Here is a 20,964-nt window from a genome sequence, read left to right as displayed (position 1 = left end):
TTTTCGTGCTCCCTGGCAGCCCGCCACATTCCCGATCCGGAGATCCACATGCCACTCTTTATCGCCAAGCCCATCCTATGGAACCGAAACGGCTATCGCACCCCTTCCGGCGTCCGCGCCTATTCCGGCTTTCCGAAGAAGAATGGCTTCGGCCATGAGGAATGGAATGCTTCTCCGGCGCTGGCGTTCAGCGAGGATGGCGTGAACCAGCGGGTCTTCCACACCGAAGGGGTCGGCTCTGCGCCAGTGGCGGAGAATGCGGGCCGCGTATTCGTGTTCATGTACGCGTCGCACGACCGCGTTCAGGAACTGGTCGGCGTGGCGGGCAACGCTACGGCGATGATGGAGGATAGCGACAAACCCGAACGGATCAGGCTGGTCGAGAAACTCGGCCTCGATCGGTTCAGCGCGGACGCCTGGGCGGTGTCGTTGGTGCGCGAGCGGTTCGAGGAAGACCGTCGCGCCTTCGACCGCGCCTGGCAGACCGACTTGGCGTGGATCCCGAACTGGCGCTGTCCGGCCGAAACATTTCTTTGGCTCGACCAGCCGGCTCCGCTCGATCCCCAGGCGCTCCGCGGCAAGGAGAAGCTGCTCACCATGTTCGGTGGCCATACGCTCATCAACGAGGCCCGGGGCTTGCAGATGATGGACTTCGTGCCGACGGGCCAGCGCTCGATGGCCTGGCACAGAATCCGGGCGGAAATCGCCGGGCCGGATTCAGATGGATTGGCCAGCGACCTTTCTAAGCTCGCCAACCGCAAGGCGACCGTGCGAAAGAGACTCATCGATGCGCGCCTTGGCCAGGGTGGCTTCCGCGCCGCCGTCGCGGCCCGTTGGGATGAACGTTGTGCGGTTTCCAGATGCACGCAATCGGCGGTATTGCGGGCGTCGCACATCAAGGCTTGGTCCGACAGCGACGATGCGGAGCGCCTGGATCCAGCCAACGGCCTGTTTCTCACCGCCGATCTGGATGCACTCTTCGATCGCGGGCTGATCTCCTTCGACGATGCCGGCGCGATGATCGTTTCAGGCCAGCTGTCGAAGCAGGACCGACGCCTGTTCGCCCTGCCCCGCCCCCTCAGCAAGCCGCCGGGCGCCGCACAACGTCGCTATCTCGCCCAGCATCGCCGCCGCTGGGCCCTGAGCCAATAACTGCCCGCGCGTTCGAGCCTCCGCGCCCCTCAGCGCTGAACCCGTCAATCCTTCCCTTGGCGCGGACGTGCGCTCCAAACCCCCGCCGCAACTCTGACAGCGAAAGCCGGACATGCCACAAACGCCTGACGACGAGACCGACACAGAAGCAGCGGATCAGCCGCTCGATATCCTGCTCGACGTGATCGCAACACTTTTGCCGACGCGGGACAGAGGCTGGAATCCAGTCGCGATGCGGCCACGCCGCGTCATCGACCTTGCCGAGAACGGGCGTCTCGATGAAGACGACCTAGCCTTGGCGATCACCGCACTGGACGACCTGGCAGCCGAGAGACATCTGGACGTAGAAGTCGTCTTGAAATTGCTCGGAGAGGCGGAGAGGCTGAAACATGCCGGCACGCAGGCCGATGCTATCGGAACCGCGATCAAGGATCATGTCGGCCGACATTGGGGCAGGTATCTACCTCAATTGAGCCATTCGGCCCTTCACGAGCACAGTTTCCGACGGATTTTCATGCCGTTTCCGCAATTGGTCCGGGAAGATCTGTTCATCAACGACCTGGCCAGAGCCATCGCTTCGAAAAGCATATATGCAGGGAACCTCCTGGAAGTTCTGGCAAAGGTTCCGATCGACACCCAAAGCCGTGCGCGCTTGCTTGTCGACGCCCTTGACGCGTGGCTACGTCCCCCACATCCGGACACTTCGATCGTCTCGCCGCTTTTCGCGGCGATCGGTCGGGGCCTGATCTGGTCGCCATGGGCAGTCCTGCAGGCCATTCTTAGAGCCCGGCCTGATTATGCCGCCCGGCTCGCCGTATTCGAGCGAGCTCCCTTGAACGCCGACGGCGCACGTGCCGCTCCCTACGTCTACGAGCTGGCGACCCAGATCGAGCCCCGGACACAGGAACGCCTGGTCGCCGCAATACTGCTGGAACTGATCGTGCCGGATTGGGAACAGCAAGGCGTGCTCGTCCGTCCGGCCGAGACCCGTACGGCATATGTTGACCGGCTCGTTGAAGCCGTCGGTGATAACGCCCCCTTGCGCCAGGCGACGATCGAAGCGCTCCTGTGGAGAGCGGAAGGTCGCGGGACGGATCTCGCCCACTACGCAGCAACCGCGCTTGCCCAAGGTGAAGATCGATACACGCTGATCGAGCTTGAGGAGCATCAGCACCGGCCCGTACAATCTGCCGCACGCGCTGTCCGGGCAGCCAAGTTAGGGGATCGGCTGAGCGTCGCGCCAATACCCGCCAGCTTTGGCCTCGTGCAGAGTCTCGCGGCGCTCGAGCTGCGCGGTGAGGCAACCGCAGAGCCGGCACGGACCTGGCTCGGCGACCGCGCGGTAGAAGAGCTGATCGAAACCACGATCCGCCGCGAGGAACTGCGGTTCGCGCTCGAATATGAAAATCATGGCGACGAAGGTGAAGATCGTCTCCTCGCGTCGCTATTCGGAGCGCTGGCGATGCGCTTCGCCGATCTGGACCAGGCGCTGGACGCCCTCGCGCGTGCCACCGCGGCGCCCTACCGCGCCTCGGCGACCATGCGCTATCGTAACGTCGATCGCGCCGAGGAGGGCAGCAAAGGCATCAAGGGCGTGAAGAAATTCTCGGCCGATCTCTGCCTGATTGTGAATCCCGTTCTGAACGGCACCTCTCTGGGTCGGCGAGTGACGCTGGTCCAGGCGAAGCGCCTTTACCGCGATCATGCCGCTGCCGATCAACCGAAATGGCATGCCTCGTTTCGGATCGAGAAAGAGCAGGTCGACGCGCTCCTCGCACAGACGGGATCGAGTATGTACTTCTTCCACGGCCCGGCGTTCGGCGGACGCGGCGTGCCGGTGATACCCACCCAACTCGTAGCCGATCTCTCCCGCCATGAAGCTTCCGGCCATTCGCTGGCGCGCGAGGTGGTGGCCACGGCGTCACGATCACTGGCCGACTGGCTGACCTACGATGCCCTCGCACTGCGAACCGGGGACCCTTACGCGGAACTCGTCGAAAAGGCCGAAGGCAGACCGGGCTCCCTGCCCCGGCGCCTTCTCGAGTTACCCACCGTCGAAGTAGAGCTCGCGGTCACGCCGCGAAGTGAGGCTCGCTAGATCGGGCGGCACGGATGGCACGCGCGTCGGAACCGAGCATCTCGAGCACCAGTCGAGCTTCCACGAACCCGCTCGGAACCGCTCTCCCTTCTGCCCTGCGGCGACCAATCAGAATGCCGCAGGGCCCCTCTCCAGCGCCAATTCCGGGAAGTCCGAACAATGAACACGCAGCCGAACGGGATTCTCAGCGACGCTTTCATGGAGACCGTTTTCCAGCGATTTCCTTCGATGGCATTTTCTGCCGCCGAGTTCGTATTGCTCCTGTCCGCGGTGGAGTTCGCGCAGCGCCTTACCGAGAGCCCGTGGCTGCTTATCCTCAAATTCGCAGTGATCGGCGGCTTCGCCGCCAAATCCATTCATCGCCTGGTGATCATTCCCAATGATCAACGCCGGAAAGCCGCCACCTTTTTTGGACTTCTGCTGGCACTCGGGGGCACCGCGATCCTCTCCTTTGCGGCACATGACGCCGTCGGAGCGGCGCTGCTCCAGCTCGATGACAAGCAGAAGGACTATGCGTTGGGCAGGATAGAAATCCGGCGCAAGGCAACCGATCTCGGTATGCGCCACGGGTGCTGGGACAGTGCAGCGGCCGAAACCCCGCTTTGCCAACGCATTGCCGAGGATGAAAGAGCAAAGGAAAACGCGCTTCATCGTCGAATATTCGGCGGGGAATCCGGCATCGGGCACTAGGCAGCCACTAATGGTCGATAGCCTGGATCGAACCATCCGCTTGTCCATCCACACAATCCCGATCGCCGCGCTTGAAGAATAGTTATCCTTGTAGCTCGTCAGCCGCGAGACGCCGTCATAGCCATAGTTAGTTCCGAACCCCCGGGGCCAGCGTGGACAACTTCTTCGCGGAGATAGAGGTCGCGACCCAGGTCAAACTTCCGCCTCCCGCCGTACTTCCACTGGCGGCTGCGATGCGCATTTCCGTAGGAGCGACCAAGCAATGGGGCCCCGTCTTGGCAGCCATATTTGATCGGACGGTGCCGAGTTGGGCCGGCGTCTCAGCAAAGCTCACGCGCAGACTACTAGTTGATCCCGTGACCCTGCGCAGCTTCTCGTGTTCGTCGTTCGATGAAGCGAACTATCCCAATTTCCGCTTTTCTGCTGAGTTCACGCACTGCGACGCCGCCGAGGTGCTCAATATGACGTGGACGCAGGTGGCGCCGATCGAGGAAGCCGGAGAACTCGTCCTTGAAAAAGCAGGCACGGCTCGATTCGCCCAGCGGATTCACGTGCTTAACATTGCCAAGCGCCACGTGGCGACAGGCGAAGCAGCCTGGCGCATCGGTTGTTCGTCTGACGAAGTCCGTCGTGTGATGCGTGACTATCCGAATGTCGAGCGGCGCGTTGCCGGCTGGGATCGCTATAGCTTTGACCGAACTTTCGGCAGATTGTGACCAATCTCGTGCAGGAAACATCTATATTTCTCACGCAACGGGGCACCGCTGAACCTGAGCTTCGGCCTATAGTCAGCCTTCGGGGATGTCTTCGACGCAGCGCATATAAAACTCCGAAGCACCATAAGTTTAGGCCGCAGAAAGTCTGTGCGCAAGTCGATTGCACTCAGGTCGCTTTGCCGACGGCATGTTGTGATGAAAGCCGCCCAGCCGCTTCTGGGCCGCTACCGGACTGTCAGCTTTGAGGCGTCCACATCAAGAAAGCAGACGCCCACTGGGCGAAGTAGTGATGGGCTGCTTCCGCACCCTTTTGTCGCCGCTCTGCTTACGAACAGCCCGGCAATGCTATGCTCACCTCCCCGAGGAACATCTAGATCACCACCCGCTGCGCTGGCTGGCGGGAGGCCATCATGCCTGGCTGCACAATCCACCTTCTGCCAGGTTGATCTGTCCTGAGCGCGAAGCCGGCTTGCCTTCGTTCTGGTGCAATCTCCACCTTTGGGATTTCGTAGAACTGAGCATGATACAAAAGAACGACGGGGATTCAACGCACCGTCGCGAAGGGGGCATATGCGTAGCATCCTGATCGGCGGGGTCGCCTTGAGCGTAGGTTTCGCATCAAACGCATCGGCTAATGAAACAGTAACTTACACCTATGACGCCAGAGGGCGCCTTGTGAAGGTGGAGCGCTCGGGCACCGTGAATAATGGGGTGAAGACCGAGTATACCCTCGACAAGGCCAACAACCGCAAGAACGTCAAGGTCAGCGGGTCCCCTAACCCCGCACCCTGACGTGCACCCGTTCCTGCTGAATGTCGAATGCTGGGTCTATGAGAAAGTGCCCGGTTAATCATTCTGCACATTTTCTTGGAGAGATGATGAATCGCACAACTCTGACGCCGCGCGCGCGACGCCTCAGCCTGCTATGCGCATCGACCATTCTTGGTGCCGGCCAACCGGTTCAGGCTATAGCGCAAACCGAGCCTCCTGTGCACGTCGATGTCGACGAGAACGGAGTGGATTTCGTCAGCGGCGGCTACGTCACTACGTTGACTGAGGGGGCAATAGGTAGTGGCGAGGGACAGGTTGCCTTCACTCGTACGCGTAATAGCGGTACCGGGTGGTTCGACGAGTGGACCGGCGGCGTTGCGCTTCGGACTGTTGGTGGTGTTACAACGGCCTATGTTCTCCGTGGAAAGGTAGCAGACCCATTTGCCATCAGTGGCAACACATATACTTCCCTAACAGGAAATGGCTCGACGCTGGTAGGGACAGGCGCGGGTTACACCTACACCACCTCCGACGGGACAAAAATTGAATTCACCTCGCGTGGCGTTGGCAAGTTGAGCGGGTTCTATCCGGTACAGGGTTACGCTTGCTCCGGATATTCTATCTCCTGCAGCATTCCGACAAGCATTACTAAGCCCAACGGAATGAAGTTCAGTATCAAATATGACTGGGTGCAGAAGTGTACAAGCGGCGCCGGGCCGAGCTGCACCGCAGGGATTTCCTATTATCGGCTTGCTAGCGTCGCCAGTTCAGCCGGCTATGGTTTCAATGTCGCGTACCAGACGGATATCGCCGGAAATTACTCCGCGCCGCAGTCGCCATGGTATTACAGGGCGTCGGTGGCATTTTCTAACACCAATCAACCCGCCGCTTCTCCGCCAACTATCACCTATTTGAATCCCGCGGAGGGCTACGGAGACTACACTGATCCTGCGGGCCGTACTTGGCGCTTCACCGGGACCACCTCCCAACTCACGGGAATTCAGCGACCAGGTGCCGCGTCCTATTCGACCATTATCAGCTATAGTGGCACCCCGGCTTATGTCTCGTCGATCACGATCGACGGCGTGACGACCAATTATTCGCGAGTAGTGGTGGGCTCGGTAGCGACTACGACCATTACCGATGCGCTTTCGAACCAGAAGATCGTGGAGGCGGATCTCACAAAGGCGCGGGTGCGCAAGGTCACCCAGGTCTTGGCGTCCGGGAACATTGTCACGCAGTTCGACCATGACTCGAGCGGCCGCCTGACCGAAGTCACCTACCACGAGGGCAACAAGGTTCAGTACGCCTATGACGCCCGTGGCAATGTCACCTCGACCACGCTGAAGGCCAAGCCGACGGTTGGTGGCGCGGATATCGTCACCAGGGCCTACTATGCTCCATCCTGCAGCAATGTTGTGACTTGCAACAGTCCAATTTGGACCAGGGACGCCGGCCTCAACCAGACCGACTACAGTTACGACCCGGCAACCGGGCAGCTAACGTCGGTCACCGCGCCGGCCGCAGTGCTCGGCGGCGTGCGTGGCCAGACCCGCTTCAGCTACTCTGCGATTTCAGGTGTGTCGATGCTCACCGAAGTGTCAGCCTGTCGCACTACCAGCAACTGTGCTGGTGGGTCCGATGAAGTGAAGACTGCGATAGCTTATAACGGCAATTTACTGCCGACCTCTGTCAGCAACGGCTCCGGTGACGGCAGCCTGACCGCTACGCAATCTATGTTATATAATAGTTCGGGTGACCTCCTTTCCGTCGATGGAGCCTTACCCGGCAGTGCAGATACCACAAGCTATCGTTACGACGCGGCGCGCAATCAGATTGGCGTGATCTCCGCCGACCCTGATGGTGCTGGCCCTCTGCCGCGCTCTGCGCAGAGGCTTGCGTTCAACAGCAGCGACCAAGCGACGCTCATCGAAACGGGAACAGTGGGGGGAGTCTCCGATGCCGATTGGGCGGCATTTACACCTGCCACTCAACTCGCCATGACTTATGATGCGAATGGCTTCAAGACTGTCGATAGCTTCGCTGCCGGTACGAATACGTATCGGGTTACGCAATATAGCTATGATGCGACGGGAAGGCTAGATTGTGCCGCGCTGAGGATGAATATTGCAACCTGGGGAACTTCCCCGGGCGCCTGCGCCGTTACGGCTGCAGGCGCTTTTGGGCCTGACCGTATTTCGCGCACAGTCTACGATGGAGCGGGCCGAACTACGAAATTACAGGAAGGCTATGGCACTGTCGATCAAGCGGACATCCTAATCAATGCCTATACCGGAAACGGACTGGTTTCGAGCGTCACCGATGGCGAAGGCAATAAGACTAGCTACGAATATGACGGGTTTGATCGGCTCACAAAAACGCGTTTCCCTATCGGGGCGGTCGGCGGCGGAAACAGCTCCACTTCCGATTTCGAAGAAATTGTCTATAACAATGCAGGAAAAATAGCCAGCAAATATCTCCGAGGATATTACGCAGATTCGAGCAAGAGAATAGACTTTACATACGATCTTGCAGGGAGATTAGTTCGTAAACATGTTGCGGACGGATCTGTTGAGGATGTGTATTACGGATATGACTTGCTTGGCCAACAAATCTATGCTCGATTCTCTTCGGCGAATGGTATTGGAATTTCTAATAATTACGACGCTCTGGGCCGCCTAGTCTCTACCAGCAATGATATGAGCGGTAGTCCGCGAACCCTGAGCTACGTTTATGACCTTGCGGGCAACCGGGTGCGGATAACCCATCCGGACGGTGTCTACTTCGCGAGCGATTACGACGGCATTAACCGGCTGAGCGCTTTGAAATGGTGGAGCAGCGGCAGCGGGACAGTGCCTTTTATGAGCATCGTTTACGATACGATGGGGCGACGCTCCGGGGTCACCCGGTCGGGCAGTTCTACCAGCTACGGGTACAACGCGATTTCGCGCCTTTCGAGTCTAGGGCAGGCGTTTGCAGGTGGTGTCGGAAATCTCAACCAGACCTTTGATTACAATCCTGTCGGCCAGATATCCGGCCAGAGCCGCGATAATGATTCCTATGCTTATGTCGGACATTACAATGTTGATCGCGCCTATGCCGTCAATAGCCTAAACCAGATCGTGGCAGCCGGGCCGGCAAGTTTCGTTTACGATCTGAGAGGCAACCTTACGAGTGATGGCAGCAATAGCTTTAACTATGACGCTGAGAACAAGTTAATTTCGAAGAGCGGCGGCGTGACGTTAACATATGATCCATATGGCCGAATCTTTTCGGTCACCAGCGCCGGGGGAACGAGCCAGTTTCTCTACGACGGCGACCGCTTGGTGGGAGAATATAACGGCTCTGGGCTTCTGACGCGGCGATATATGTTTGCTGGCCGAGACGAGCCGGTCTTCGCGGATACGGGGGGGATGAACTGCTCAGGTAGTACATTTTTCCACAACGATGAGCGAGGCTCCGTTATCGCTCAGGCTGATTGCGCTGGTAATCGCAACGGGACCAACGCCTACGATGAATATGGCGTCCCCGCGGACGGAAATTTCGGGAGATTTCAATACACTGGTCAGATGTGGCTACCTGAGCTCGGAATGTATTATTACAAGGCGCGCGTCTACTCTCCGACGCTAGGGCGCTTCATGCAAGCTGACCCGGCTGGGTATGCTGACGGCCTCAATCAATACACTTATGTTGGGAACGATCCGGTTAATTTCGCCGACCCGAGCGGATTACTTCGAGCTGGATGTGTTTTCGTTACGGGGAGTCGTATCCCGGATTGCAGTGGGCGTGATACGGCAACGGGATATGTTGCACGTAAATTCTCCGAGTTGACCGGGAGCGCTCAGACCGCCGCAATCGACGCTGTTGCCAAATACATTGTAGGAGACATTACGCTCGGTTCCGTAGTGTCAACACTGGTGCAGGAGGGGGCGGTGGTTCCTTGCGCAGGCGCTTGGAACTGCGACGAGTTTGCGTTCAAATTTGTCTCAGACCCAGGAAATAAGCTCAATCAAAATGCCACCTTCAGGAAAATGGCTGCGGCTGCTTGGGGCAAGGCGATTGATGAACAGGTTGAGGTTGGTTTTGGAGGCATAGGCTTTGACGATTTCCGGCCTACAACCGGCCTTATTTCATCTGACGCCGGAAAGTTTATTTCAAAAGAACAAATCAAAGCCATTGCCGACACGGGCGCAAATGTCTTCTTCCATACTCACCAATACATGTATGGATATCCGGGGTTTAGCGGAACAGATCAGCAGACCTGCAGTATGTATGGATTCTTCTGCGTCGTATACGCGGGCGCGCGAGGTCGCGGAGGTGACTATGGTTGGTATTATTATCGAAATGGCAGGTCTAAAGCTACTAACTAGCCATCTGTAGACTGATACTATAAACTCCGTAGGGGGCCTTTATGAGAGTATTTGTTGTCGCGCTTCTGCTGACTGGAGCATGTAGCGGCGATATCGCGCCTCACAGCGAAAATTCTTCAAGCTTGATGTCGCGGGAAACGACGAATTACGGCAGCGGCATCAACAAAGGTTCTACTTGCGGTACTCCGTCGCTTGGTTCCTGGCCGCCCGCTCCTATTGCAGGAGGCATCGTAAAAAACATGGACCGCGCGATGGCGTTAGGAGCAGTTTATTTGGTGGATATCTACGGTAAGGACACCATTCGTTTTCCACTCTCCGCTAAAATCAAGAACGGCGTTTGGCTTGTCGAGGATAGCGGCCCGGGAAGAGGTGCCATTGGCGGCTCTCGATATGTTGAAATTTGCCAATCTAATGGTGCGGTTTTGAGTACGTTCGAAACCCAGTGAGCAAGGTTTTGCATCGCGCGTCGTATATCGATGCTTGGTGAAGGGCTCTGCTGCCCGCCCATACCTATCACGGGTTCACCGCCGCATCTGTGGTATCATCCAGCCCCTCATTTGTCTGGCCCTTCCGGGGTCAGCCTTTCAACTCGTTGTAACTAGCTAACGCGCGCCAAGATCATCAGTAGCAAATATGCCCCATCCACGCGGGCAGATGCGTCAAACAAAAAGAGCGGCGCTATGTCGGCTCGCAGGCGTTTCTCCTCGGCAACCAGGTAAGGGACCCCGCGCATAATCTGTGATTTGAAGGAGGCCCTATGCCAAGCGTGCCGGGAAATGGCGCTTGAGTTCGGCTTGGGCAAGAAAGCCGCCACCGAACGCAGCAGCAAGGAGCCCGCTTCCCGCAAGAAATAGCCCGCTTCGCGGGAGAACGTCCGATAGCGCAGCTCAGGACGCACTCCGGAATCCTCACCGGATCCCCGCGCGCAACGACCAGGCTTTCCCGGTTGCTGACCGTCTGCTCTCGGGGAATGAAGCGGCAATAGCTGCCGTTGCGGGACAGGCTAGCGCGGATGACCGCTAACGCCCCAATTGCGGACGTTCAGCAGCGTTCTCCAGATACCCCAAAAGCTGCCCTGCGAAGTGAGCTATGGAGATCACTAATATCCGGCCGGTAGCGCTCCGAATGTGAAACCAATGCCGTGTGAGTCCAAGGCTACCTGAAGTCTTTCCAACACCAGTTTGGCAGTCTCGGTTGGAACGAACTGTTGATGGACTGCAATCACCGGTCGCCGCCCCTTCGCTTCGGGCACGTCTTCAACGATCTGACCGCTCTCCAGATAGCCAAGATACGCATTTACCTTGTCTTCCAGCGCCTTGAGGTGACTGGCCTCTTCGCACCAGTCCAAGTGGTCGGATATGTTCAAAACGACGTCCCCTGACACCTTGTCGATGCCTATCGCATCAATGGTCCCAGCATCTACGATAGACATTGCAACTCCCGCCGAGAATCAATCAAAGGACGTCTGATATCGAACGAACGCTCGCAAAAGCTGCCAGACCGCTCCCCACCCATAGTCGGCCATTCGGCGGTGCGGCGACCAATCCAAAAGCCGCCGGGCTGCTAACGCCCCAATTGCGGACGTTCAGCAGCGTTCTCCAGATACCCCAAAAGCTGCCCTGCGAAGTGAGCTATGGAGATCACTAATATCCGGCCGGTAGCGCTCCGAATGTGAAACCAATGCCGTGTGAGTCCAAGGCTACCTGAAGTCTTTCCAACACCAGTTTGGCAGTCTCGGTTGGAACGAACTGTTGATGGACTGCAATCACCGGTCGCCGCCCCTTCGCTTCGGGCACGTCTTCAACGATCTGACCGCTCTCCAGATAGCCAAGATACGCATTTACCTTGTCTTCCAGCGCCTTGAGGTGACTGGCCTCTTCGCACCAGTCCAAGTGGTCGGATATGTTCAAAACGACGTCCCCTGACACCTTGTCGATGCCTATCGCATCAATGGTCCCAGCATCTACGATAGACATTGCAACTCCCGCCGAGAATCAATCAAAGGACGTCTGATATCGAACGAACGCTCGCAAAAGCTGCCAGACCGCTCCCCACCCAATTGCAGACATCCAGGCGCGGGCCGTCGTTTCCAAAGCGGACCGTCCGCTTATAGGGCTCCGGGATAGCCACGGGAACGGCGGCAATTGAGGCGCAAAACAGTCCCTCCGGGCCGCCGCTCTCACCGCCGCGCCGGCACCCAATTCTTCGCCGGACGCCGCAAGGCATCGACCCGGATGCCCGTGCAGATGTCGATAAAGGCGCGGATGCTGGCGCTGCGGTATTTCTCCGCATGCATCACCAGATAGGAGCGGCGGCAAAGATCGAGGTCGGGGGCGTGCAGGCGGACGACGCGGCCCTGTTGCAGTGGCGCATAGGCCGCGAGTTCGGATACGCAGCCGATCATGCCGCTGACGGCGACGGTTTCGACGATGGCTTCCAGCTGCTGCAGCTCCATGCCGATCCGCCATTTGCTCCGCCAGGCGCGCATCGCATGGTCGAGCGTCTGGCGGGTGCCCGATCCGGCTTCGCGCACCACCCAGCGCTCGGCGAGCAGCGCGTCGATCGGGCAGGGATTGCGTGTGGCGAGCGGGTGCGCGGGGTTGCAGATCAGCACCAGCCGGTCCTCGATCCAGTCGGTCAGGGTCAGGCCGGACTGCGCGCATTCGCCCTCCACCAGCGCGAGATCGAGCGAGAAGTCGGCGACCCTGGCGGCGATGCCTGCGGTATTGCCTATTTCCAGTGCGACGGCGCTTTCCGGATAGCGCCGCGCATAGATTTCGATCAACCGCGGCATGACGTGATTGCCGATGGTCTGCGTGGCGCCCAGCCGGATCGATCCCGGCCCCTTCCGTCCGGCGAGCAGCGCGTCGACTTCCTTCGCCCGGTCGAGCAGGTCGCGCGCCGCGGGCAGCAGGGCGCGGCCGGTTTCATTGATGCGCAGCCGCTTGCCGGCGCGATCGAACAGCGGCCGGCCATAGCGCCGCTCGAGTTCGAGCAGCGCCGCGCTCGCGGCCGATTGCGACATCGCCAGATCGGCCGCCGCCGCCGAGACATTCCCGTCGCGCGCCACTGCGGCGAAGACCTGAAGATGACGGAGGCTGAATCGCATAACCCGGTTTATCAATGATTAGTGCCCAAAATTCCAGTTTTTCCGGTTGAATGGCATGGCCTATCCGGGGCGCCCCTTCCAGAAGGATGGAGCATTTTGCCATGACCTATGTCGTCACCGACGCCTGCATCCGGTGCAAATTCATGGATTGCGTCGAAATATGCCCGGTCGAGGCGTTTCACGAAGGCGCGAACATGCTGGTGATCAATCCGGACGTATGCATCGATTGCGGCGCATGCGTTCCCGAATGCCCCGCCGATGCGATCGTGCCGGATATCGATCGCGAAGCGGCGCCGTGGATGGAAGTGAACAAGCGCTGGTCCGCGGTGTGGCCGGTCATCTCACTGCGCGGGGAAACCCCGGCGGAAGCGGACGCGCATCGCGGCGAGGCGGGGAAATATGAGAAATATTTCTCAGCGGAGCCGGGGGCGGGCGGATAAGCGAGGCGCAACCGGAGCCGAGGGAGCAAGCGATCGTCAACCTTCGTACCGCCCGCAAGGCGCGCGTGCGGTCCGTCGCAAACCGCGTGGCCGTCGGCCGGACGAAGGGCCGCTTTCGGGATCATCCAGCATCAGCTTGAATGACCGCTTTTGGGGCGCGAAGCGGACGCTGAGAACCCTGGAGCATCCGTTGTGCCAACCAACGCTGCGAGATTGCTCTAAGCAGACGGATTGGCCTGCCTGTACATGGCTTAGCTCATCCACCTAGAGCGTCGGTCTCCAAAGCAAAAATCAGCACCACATTCGAGCGGCGAAAACGGCAGAAAACTGCCGTTTTTTCTTGATAATCCTACCCCCACCTAAGATCAAGGACACAAATTGGCGCACAGGCTTTGTCCGCCCGCGTCCCGATTTGACTGCGAGCGAACTGCCTCGGATTTTGGCGCCGAGAGGGTAACGACTAAAGCAGCTCGCCCTGATCCTGCCCGAGCATCTTGTTGATGAACGGCCTCATATAGCCGTTGACCGCCTCGAACTCGTCCTCACGCAACAGGGACTCCTTCACCTGCGGATTGATGACATGACCGTCATATGCCGCGCCGTGTAGCGAGACCGTGCCGAGGACCAGTTGCATGTCACGCGGCCGGTTCTTGAGCGCAAATGCAATGATCGCGGCGGCGTTCTTTTCATCCTGGTCCTGCTGAAGCGGGGTATCCAAGATTATCGGGCACAGACAGGAGGTAGTGTATTCGCGGATCGTGTGCAGCAACGCGAAGTGATAGGCCAGAATGGCTCTCGGGCCGTAACTACCGGTCTCGTTGATCTTCGGCGAGACGCTCTTCTTTGCCGCGGCTCCGAAGGTGACGCCGAGCTCCACCGCGAAGGCGCTGAGCTTTTTGGTGTAGAAGGCCACGATCTCTGCCTTGCGCTTGGCGCTGCTATGCGCCTTCATCCGCTTGGCAGCCTCATCCTCCTTGATCTGCCATTCGACGATACCCCCATCGATCACGGCACGCTCGGCCGCAATGGTGGCGTCGACCATGCGCTCGCTCTCGTCCTTGAGCACATCGCGGAGCTTCACCTCGCCGCGCCTCTCCTCCAGAAGCGCATCGATACTGCCGATCCGATCGCTATACGACCGAAGCGACGCCATTTGCCGCGCCACGTCGGCCTCGACCTCAATCAACGAGTGCCGGGCACTCGCAAGAAATCCTCTGCACGCGTCCGCGTCGCTGATCAGATTGAATCGGTTCGCGAAGTCATTCTCATGGACGGTATTGCACGTGGGACATACGACCTGAGCATCCGCCAAGCTCTGGGTGAACTTCACGTCCGCGTCGAGTTCCGCCAAGGCAACGCGCGCAATCTCGATTTCTTCCACGAGCACTGCCCGACGGGACTGAAGTTCGGAAATCTTGTGTTTCACCCCCTCATAGATGGCACGAAGCTCGTTCAGCTCCGCCAGCAACTGCTCGATCTGCTGCCCAAATAGCTCAGGTGAGAAAGTCGCCGTCACCGGCGATCGTCCATTCCGTAGCCGCGCCGTCGCGCGATCCAGCGCACGTCGCTCCGCCTTCAGCTCGTTCTGTTCGCGTTGCGCATCCGCACGCTCTGCCTGTGCGCTGTAATATTCTCGCGGCCGGATGCCGGTATGATATTCGAGGATGCTCTTCTTGAAATTGGGGATCATCGCGAGGCTCTTGAACGAGCTCCAGCTGTCGTCCCAGCCTCGATCCTGGTCCTGATAGAAGGGCAGGAAGCAAAATTGCGGTGGAGGCACCACGAGATCATTGGACTTGGTGGTCAGCTGAATCGTGAAGTCGAGCAGCTCGGCGACTTTGGGGCCCACCTCCTTAACGAGCGACGTCCCGGTCCAGAGGAGATTATCCGCGGCATCGAACAAGGCGAATTGGTCGTCGAAGCGAAGGATCGAATGGATCGTGCCGTCTACGGAAAATTCGAGCAGAACGGCGACCGATGCCTTGGTCCATTTCTCGTTCACGACCGAGGATACCGCGCCGAAGGCGCCATAGATTGATTTGATGAGATGCGACTTTCCGGTGTCGTTCTCACCGAAAACTACCGTCGTATCGCTATCAAATTTCTCCTGCCTCGCCTTCCCTTCGAGGCTGGACAGAAGAAGAAGCCTTCGCAACTTCAAGTTTTTCATATGAATTCTTTCTGAGGCTTCGGATTAATCTCTTGTACTGCTCAGCTTTAATGATGCGTGTATATCTCATATATGATCATCGCTTTCAGTCGCATGGGACTAAACGGAGACAAATACTTCTTTCCGACTTCCTCAGCATTGAGGTAAAGCGCTTCCACCATATCGACCAGGCTAAGGCTCGAATCCGCGATCACGGTCGGCAGAGCTTCCGCGATCTTCATGCGGATCCGTTGGACCGCGCGATCGGCAGAGTTCAGGGCGGCGGCGCGATAGACCGCATATTCCTGACTGATGCGAAGCTGTTCCGCGAAGGGATAGGTCAGGCTTGGTGCTATCGTACCCCATTCCGGCGAGCGGCTGCTGCTCTGGATAGCATCCAGCCACTCCTGGACATTGGCCTTGGTCAGGCCCTTCTCCTTGATTGCCTGCTGGAGCGAAGTGGTCTCGCCAGAAAAATTCGCCTTCCTACGGCACTCGTCCGCGATCGCCTGGTAGACAGCCTCCGGGCTGAACCACACCGTCCCGAGTTGATCGGCAATGAAGGTCTGGAGCTTGCCCCTTGTGTGAGAGGCCACATCTCCCAGGCTGAGATCAGTATGCTGGAATCCAAGCAGCCCAATCTGGGCCTCAGTCGCTCCGGGATAAGCCTGCTGGACCGACGCGACGATCTTCTTGAAATCGGCGGGATCGCATTCGTTGAGACGGAAAGCGCTCTTCCCGGCGTTCAGTCCGCAGAGCTGGTTCGAAACGAAATCGGCAGACAGGACCGCACCCTGAAACTTGTCGATATTGTCGAACATCTTGTCGACATAGGAGGGTTTCTCCTTGGTGCCCTCCTCGGTTTTTACCTTTTCCCGCTTAAGAAGCGCGGTCAGCGTCCAGCCCCCGTTGGTAGCTTTTGACTTCACCTGATAGAAGCGGACGTTGGTGGGATTGGTTGAGCTATCGAGCAAGGCGACGTCATCGTGAAACTCGAAGACGATCGCATAGTCATCGTTGGTCCCGTGCTGCTGAAAGAGCAGCGCGAGCCCCCACATTGCCTGGAAATCATATCGGCCGCCGGTCGCCGCCTTCTCTCGAAAAGGCTTGCTGACGAGATCTGTTGCCAACACCATGTATACGCCCCCTGAACGCGATTTGATGCCCGCAACCAAAAGATTATACAATCACCAAGGGGCTATTCCGAACGATACTAAGCCCCGAGATCAGCCGATCCGCTCATCCTGCCGGAGTGTGAGATGGACGATGCTGATCGGACCCTCAGGCCAATATTCGTCCTTCTCAGGTTTCTCGGGGCCACCTCCGGCACTTAATCCCGGCGGCACCGAAAGGTACGGCGCCGCGTCGTGGATAAATCCAATTACATTGCCATTCCGCCGAAGCACGCCAGAATCACTCGCAACAATCGGAATGGCACCGGTCACTCGTAGCAACTCGTCGACGGTAAAAGACCAATCGTCACTGGCGCCCGCCTGTGCCTCTCGACCACAACCTCCAACACCCATGGCCATGTGGGCGAGATAGTCTCCGATCGCGACTTCCGCCCGGAGACCGTTTGGGCTGACCGGCAGCCAGTGGGACCAGTGGCGCGGTGCCAGATCTATCTCGACACCGCCATATTCAGCCGACAGCGCCGGATCTCCAACCAAGGGTGTTCCATTCAGATCGCGAACACGAGCATCATAGCCGGGATCGACAAAGGTGAACGGGCGCAGATCCGCCAGCAGCTCATGCTGCGTCCAATCCGAGCCGGACAATTTGATCTTCCGGCTCTTGTATCGCTTGGCTTGGACAAGCGCCGCGCGCCGGTCGGTAATCCCGCCGCCCTGATCCTGATGGTCCATTACGATGAGGAGGTCGGCAAGTTCGCACACCCCAGTCCCCTTGGTGTAGCGGATCGGCGTAAAGCTTACATGCGGCCGGGAATGGGTGAAAACCGCGGTCAATTCCAGTCGGTGCAACGCCGGCCGCAGCAGGGGATCCCAAGCGGCCGCAATCGCATCGAACCCGTCAAGCGTGAGCGCTCGCACCGCACCAACCTCCCCGGACGGCCGCAATGTCCGAGGACCGCCCTGGTCCAGGACATCTCGAACCGTTGTTTCGGCCGCCGCTGCCAGTTGGTCGACGAGCAGAGGATCATAAGCCAGCATGATTAAGGGGTCCTCGATAACCAGCGGTCGCATCTCGGGGCATAATCGCCCCGAGAATTTCGAATGATCAGATTAAGCGCCCCATCGACCGCCCAACAAATGGAATCGGCAAGTGATCAGCTCGGAACTTCGATCAAGGCTGACCGCCGGAAACGTAGAGGTTTTCGCCGCTGATCCATTGCGATGCTTCCGAAGCCAGGAACAAGGCGACGGGGGCGATGTCGGTGGTTCGACCAAATCGACCGAGCGGCGTCTGGCGGACCAGCTCGGCCTCGAACTCGTTGCCAATCATATTCGCGGCATGCGTACCCTCGGTCTCGACACCTCCCGGGCTGATGGTGTTGACCCGGATCTTTCGAGGACCAAGTTCCTTGGAAAGGGAGCGGCTGATTGCATCCACAGCGGACTTCGTTGCGGCGTAGATCGCGCCTGTCGCGGGCGCCTGGCGGCTGTCCGAATCGGCGCCGCAAATGCGCTACCACCTTGTCCGTGTATTGCCGCTGCCTCCTCGCGTTCGGGCTATGGTAGATGCCGATCGCCTTCCAATAATCGCGGGCGGTACTGAGCCCCGAAAGGAATATCCACCGCGCGGCTTCGACATTGAAGCAGGCATCGTTCTTCAGCCATTGCCGCACTTGCACCTCGGAGCGCCCGATCAGGGCCGCGATTTTCGGCACCCACCAGCTGTTGACCCGCAGAGGACCGAGGTCATGGGTTCCGTCCCGGTTGGCGACCTCCGCGCCTATCCAGCCCCCTTCCTGATCCCTGAAACCCCAGAGCGTCTTCTCGAGCCACCCTCGCCCGGCGGAAGCGTGGGAGATGCAGTAGGCGATCCGCATTTCGGAATTCGGGTCGCCGGCGGATCTCCCGGCCTTGAAGGGAAGAAGGCCGGGGAAGCACGCGCTCCCCCGGCCCATGCGATGCCTCAGAAAGGCATCGGCTCCTCGTCTTCGACGCCGGCGCCCACCAGGCCGCCATTCGCGCCCGCCGTGCTTTCGCCGAACCCGCCTTCATCGACCGGCGCGCGCGGTCCCGAGCGGACCGCTGGACCGAAATCGTCGCGGCGCTGCGGTCGTCGCCAAGCCACCCGATAGCCCTCGGTGTCGTCCCCGAAGAGAGCGATGGGCAGCGGCTCCGCCAGGCTCGGATCGTCGATCGTGCCCTGAAGGAAGATCTCGCCGGTGGTATGCTTGGCCACCGCTTCCCAGAGCGCGCCCACCTGGACCCAGCGATTGCCGACATTGAGCGCGACGATCTCGAAGAGCGGCGCCCGGTCGTTGCTGCTCTCGACCGGACGCAGACCCAGACGCGGCAGGTCGATCGTGCGGGTCGCGATCGATCCCATCAGACGACCATTGCTTTGCTTGAACTCACCGATGTTCATGACACAATTCCTTGACGTTCGTCGCTCCGGCCAATCCCGAAGCGACACTCGCCAAAGACCTCCTCTTCTCTGAGGCCTGCCCTCACCTCGCATGAAGACGCTGCAGCTTGCCGTCCGCTCCCCGCGCAGCTCAGCCCAGACCGTCAAGGAGACGGCGGGTTACGCAACGCCTGGAGCTTCTTCTCGGCCTCCTCAAGCGCGATATGGGCGTTGGTGTTGGTAACCAGGGCATTGGTCGCCTCGGTATCCCCGCTGACCGCCGCGAGTGCCGCTGCCCGCTCGGCGGCCTTGCGGTCGTCCTCCTTCTTCTTGAGCCGGTCCTGTGCCGCCGCCTCCCGGTCGGCGATGGCCTTCTCTTTCCCGGCCAGCGCATTAATCAGCGCTGTCTCGCGTCCGGCCGCCGCGGTGGGCTCATCACGCCGATACTCGGCGAAGGCCTGACCCGAACCAAGCGCGTCGTTCAGGGCTTTCAGCCCTTCCTCCGCTGCGGCCTTGGGGCTTGTGTAGGTCATGGTGGCGAGGGTGCTGTCCTCGCGGAACGAGGCCTTCAGCGTGTTGTTGACAAAGGCACCATTGACCAGCGGTAGCGAGACCAGCATCCCCGCCTGGGGCACGACGCGATCGTCACGTGCCAGCAGCGCGTTGTCATTGTCGGCAAGCGCGTCACAGTCCGCGACCAGCACAGTTTTGCAGACGCGGAGCGACCCGCGCGCGATCGTTCGGTAGAGAATACCGCACCCCCGTTTGGCGCCGCTTGGACAAGCCGTCGCCGGCGTCAATTTGGGCCATGCGCCATCCGGAATGGTGAACGAAGCGACGACGGTCATAGTGTCAATCAGGTCAGCTATGTTCGAGGCATAGGTTGCCGAATCCCCGACTGCGTCGAGGTCGGCATTGATACCATTGATCTTGAGCTTGGTCGGCGCCGCCGGATCGGGATAGACTAGCTGGAGCCCATGCTCGATGAGCGTGGCGGTGCTGTCGCGCCGAACCACCTTCGCTATTGCCGGCTGGGACCCGGCGCGCGGCGTCCACCGAATGACCTGCGCCGCCGTCAAAGGCTTGAGCCGGACATCATAAGCCTCCTGCGCCGCCGCCTGTGCCTTGGTTGCCGCGTCCACCGCATTCTTCTTCTTCTCCAGATCGTCCGCCGCCGCGGTCGCAGCAGCGCTGGGCGCCGCGGGTGCGGGCGTGCCCGCCGCCAGGGTTGCGGCCGGTGCTGGCGCCGCCGGCTTTGCCGCCTTGTCTGCCGCCTTAGTAGCCGCATCCAGCGCGACGAGCGCCGCCGCGAGATCCTTGGTCTTCTGGGTGAGCTCAGCCTTCGCATTGTCGGCGATCACGCGCTCGGCCGCGGCTTCCTCGGTGCAGAGAATGCGAGGTTTGGTATCGATAGTGGTGTTGCCGCTGGTCAAGGTCACCGGGTTGCTCAGCGTCATGGCAAGCTTGGCGACATTGAAAACGGCCTTGGTGCCTTCGGTAATGACTGCGGCACTATGATCTTCGATCGAAGCGTTGACCGACTTGATCATCCCCGAGTCGTGATTGCCTGCATCAAAGGCGGTCGTCTTCATCGCCGATCCCATTTTGAGATAGTCGATGATGACAGGCGTTCCCGGATGGAGCGCGCCGGTCACGATGGCCCGGGTATCGACCACGGCCGAGTCGTTGGTTGCCGCGAAGTTCTTTGCATCGACCTGCGGACATTTCGAGATCGTGCGTGTTACCAGAATCGTATAGCTCAGGTCGGGCAGCTGATAGCTGTACCCGCTGGGTACTCCGCTTTCGTTTCCCTTGGCCGGGAGCGTGCCGTCCGCAGTGGGCACCACGCCCTGAAGCTGCGTCGTGCACCCTCCGTTCGCGGCGCCCAGCGCCAGCAATAGACCCGCTAACCCAGCCTTCCCCATCTTTGCCCCC

At 59.5% G+C, this 20,964-nt stretch carries 17 protein-coding genes; 8 read left to right on the top strand and 9 right to left on the bottom strand.

Annotated elements, in window-relative coordinates:
* Window positions 1-48: 48 nt before the first annotated feature.
* The 7 genes from GGR46_RS05130 (at window position 49) to GGR46_RS05100 (ending at window position 10,243) form a co-directional block, all read left to right on the top strand.
* Window positions 49-1,152 (top strand): HNH endonuclease, encoded by a 1,104-nt coding sequence (locus GGR46_RS05130; RefSeq protein WP_183995158.1) that lies wholly within the window; start codon window positions 49-51, stop codon window positions 1,150-1,152.
* Between the two features lie 112 nt (window positions 1,153-1,264).
* Window positions 1,265-3,250 carry a hypothetical protein gene (locus GGR46_RS05125; protein WP_183995156.1) on the top strand — a complete coding sequence of 662 codons (1,986 nt, stop codon included), beginning with the start codon at window positions 1,265-1,267 and terminating at the stop codon, window positions 3,248-3,250.
* 159 nt (window positions 3,251-3,409) lie between these two features.
* Window positions 3,410-3,940 (top strand): hypothetical protein, encoded by a 531-nt coding sequence (locus GGR46_RS05120; protein ID WP_183995154.1) that lies wholly within the window; start codon window positions 3,410-3,412, stop codon window positions 3,938-3,940.
* Between the two features lie 152 nt (window positions 3,941-4,092).
* Window positions 4,093-4,656, top strand: coding sequence for a hypothetical protein (locus GGR46_RS05115; protein ID WP_183995152.1), 564 nt, complete (start codon window positions 4,093-4,095; stop codon window positions 4,654-4,656).
* A 570-nt stretch (window positions 4,657-5,226) separates the two neighbouring features.
* Window positions 5,227-5,448, top strand: coding sequence for a hypothetical protein (locus GGR46_RS05110; protein ID WP_183995150.1), 222 nt, complete (start codon window positions 5,227-5,229; stop codon window positions 5,446-5,448).
* Between the two features lie 86 nt (window positions 5,449-5,534).
* Entirely contained in the window at window positions 5,535-9,797 is a 4,263-nt protein-coding gene (locus tag GGR46_RS05105; protein WP_221262558.1) for an RHS repeat domain-containing protein, read from the top strand.
* A gap of 41 nt (window positions 9,798-9,838) precedes the next feature.
* Complete coding sequence (locus tag GGR46_RS05100) at window positions 9,839-10,243, top strand: hypothetical protein (RefSeq protein ID WP_183995145.1); 405 nt, start codon at window positions 9,839-9,841, stop codon at window positions 10,241-10,243.
* Window positions 10,244-10,896: 653 nt separating this feature from the next.
* On the opposite strand, the gene GGR46_RS05095 is transcribed toward GGR46_RS05100, so the two are convergent.
* From GGR46_RS05095 to GGR46_RS05085, 3 genes are all read right to left on the bottom strand, one after another.
* Entirely contained in the window at window positions 10,897-11,229 is a 333-nt protein-coding gene (locus GGR46_RS05095) for a DUF6572 domain-containing protein (RefSeq protein ID WP_183995143.1), read from the bottom strand.
* Between the two features lie 211 nt (window positions 11,230-11,440).
* Window positions 11,441-11,773 (bottom strand): DUF6572 domain-containing protein, encoded by a 333-nt coding sequence (locus tag GGR46_RS05090; RefSeq protein ID WP_183995143.1) that lies wholly within the window; start codon window positions 11,771-11,773, stop codon window positions 11,441-11,443.
* A 203-nt stretch (window positions 11,774-11,976) separates the two neighbouring features.
* Window positions 11,977-12,906 carry a LysR substrate-binding domain-containing protein gene (locus GGR46_RS05085; protein WP_183995141.1) on the bottom strand — a complete coding sequence of 310 codons (930 nt, stop codon included), beginning with the start codon at window positions 12,904-12,906 and terminating at the stop codon, window positions 11,977-11,979.
* A gap of 101 nt (window positions 12,907-13,007) precedes the next feature.
* Between GGR46_RS05085 and fdxA the strand changes: the two genes are divergently transcribed.
* Window positions 13,008-13,346: a ferredoxin FdxA gene (fdxA, locus tag GGR46_RS05080; protein WP_183996767.1), complete on the top strand. Its 339-nt coding sequence runs from the start codon at window positions 13,008-13,010 to the stop codon at window positions 13,344-13,346.
* 460 nt (window positions 13,347-13,806) lie between these two features.
* Here the strand turns inward: fdxA and GGR46_RS25310 are convergent, their stop codons facing one another.
* The 6 genes from GGR46_RS25310 to GGR46_RS05045 all read right to left on the bottom strand — a co-directional run bounded on the left by GGR46_RS25310 (window position 13,807) and on the right by GGR46_RS05045 (window position 20,954).
* Complete coding sequence (locus GGR46_RS25310; protein ID WP_246425901.1) at window positions 13,807-15,516, bottom strand: hypothetical protein; 1,710 nt, start codon at window positions 15,514-15,516, stop codon at window positions 13,807-13,809.
* Between the two features lie 47 nt (window positions 15,517-15,563).
* Window positions 15,564-16,631, bottom strand: a complete 1,068-nt coding sequence (locus tag GGR46_RS05065) for a dsDNA nuclease domain-containing protein (RefSeq protein WP_183995139.1) — start codon at window positions 16,629-16,631, stop codon at window positions 15,564-15,566.
* Between the two features lie 90 nt (window positions 16,632-16,721).
* Window positions 16,722-17,666 carry a hypothetical protein gene (locus GGR46_RS05060; RefSeq protein WP_183995137.1) on the bottom strand — a complete coding sequence of 315 codons (945 nt, stop codon included), beginning with the start codon at window positions 17,664-17,666 and terminating at the stop codon, window positions 16,722-16,724.
* A gap of 133 nt (window positions 17,667-17,799) precedes the next feature.
* Complete coding sequence (locus tag GGR46_RS05055) at window positions 17,800-18,066, bottom strand: SDR family oxidoreductase (protein WP_425506525.1); 267 nt, start codon at window positions 18,064-18,066, stop codon at window positions 17,800-17,802.
* 525 nt (window positions 18,067-18,591) lie between these two features.
* Window positions 18,592-19,050 carry a DUF736 domain-containing protein gene (locus tag GGR46_RS05050; RefSeq protein WP_183995134.1) on the bottom strand — a complete coding sequence of 153 codons (459 nt, stop codon included), beginning with the start codon at window positions 19,048-19,050 and terminating at the stop codon, window positions 18,592-18,594.
* Window positions 19,051-19,193: 143 nt separating this feature from the next.
* Window positions 19,194-20,954 (bottom strand): hypothetical protein, encoded by a 1,761-nt coding sequence (locus tag GGR46_RS05045; protein WP_183995132.1) that lies wholly within the window; start codon window positions 20,952-20,954, stop codon window positions 19,194-19,196.
* Window positions 20,955-20,964: the final 10 nt, after the last annotated feature.

This window comes from Sphingomonas kyeonggiensis (genome assembly GCF_014196745.1).
Classification (GTDB): domain Bacteria; phylum Pseudomonadota; class Alphaproteobacteria; order Sphingomonadales; family Sphingomonadaceae; genus Sphingomonas; species Sphingomonas kyeonggiensis.
Note: the sequence above shows the minus strand (reverse complement) of the source record. Positions and strands in the feature narration are given on the sequence as shown.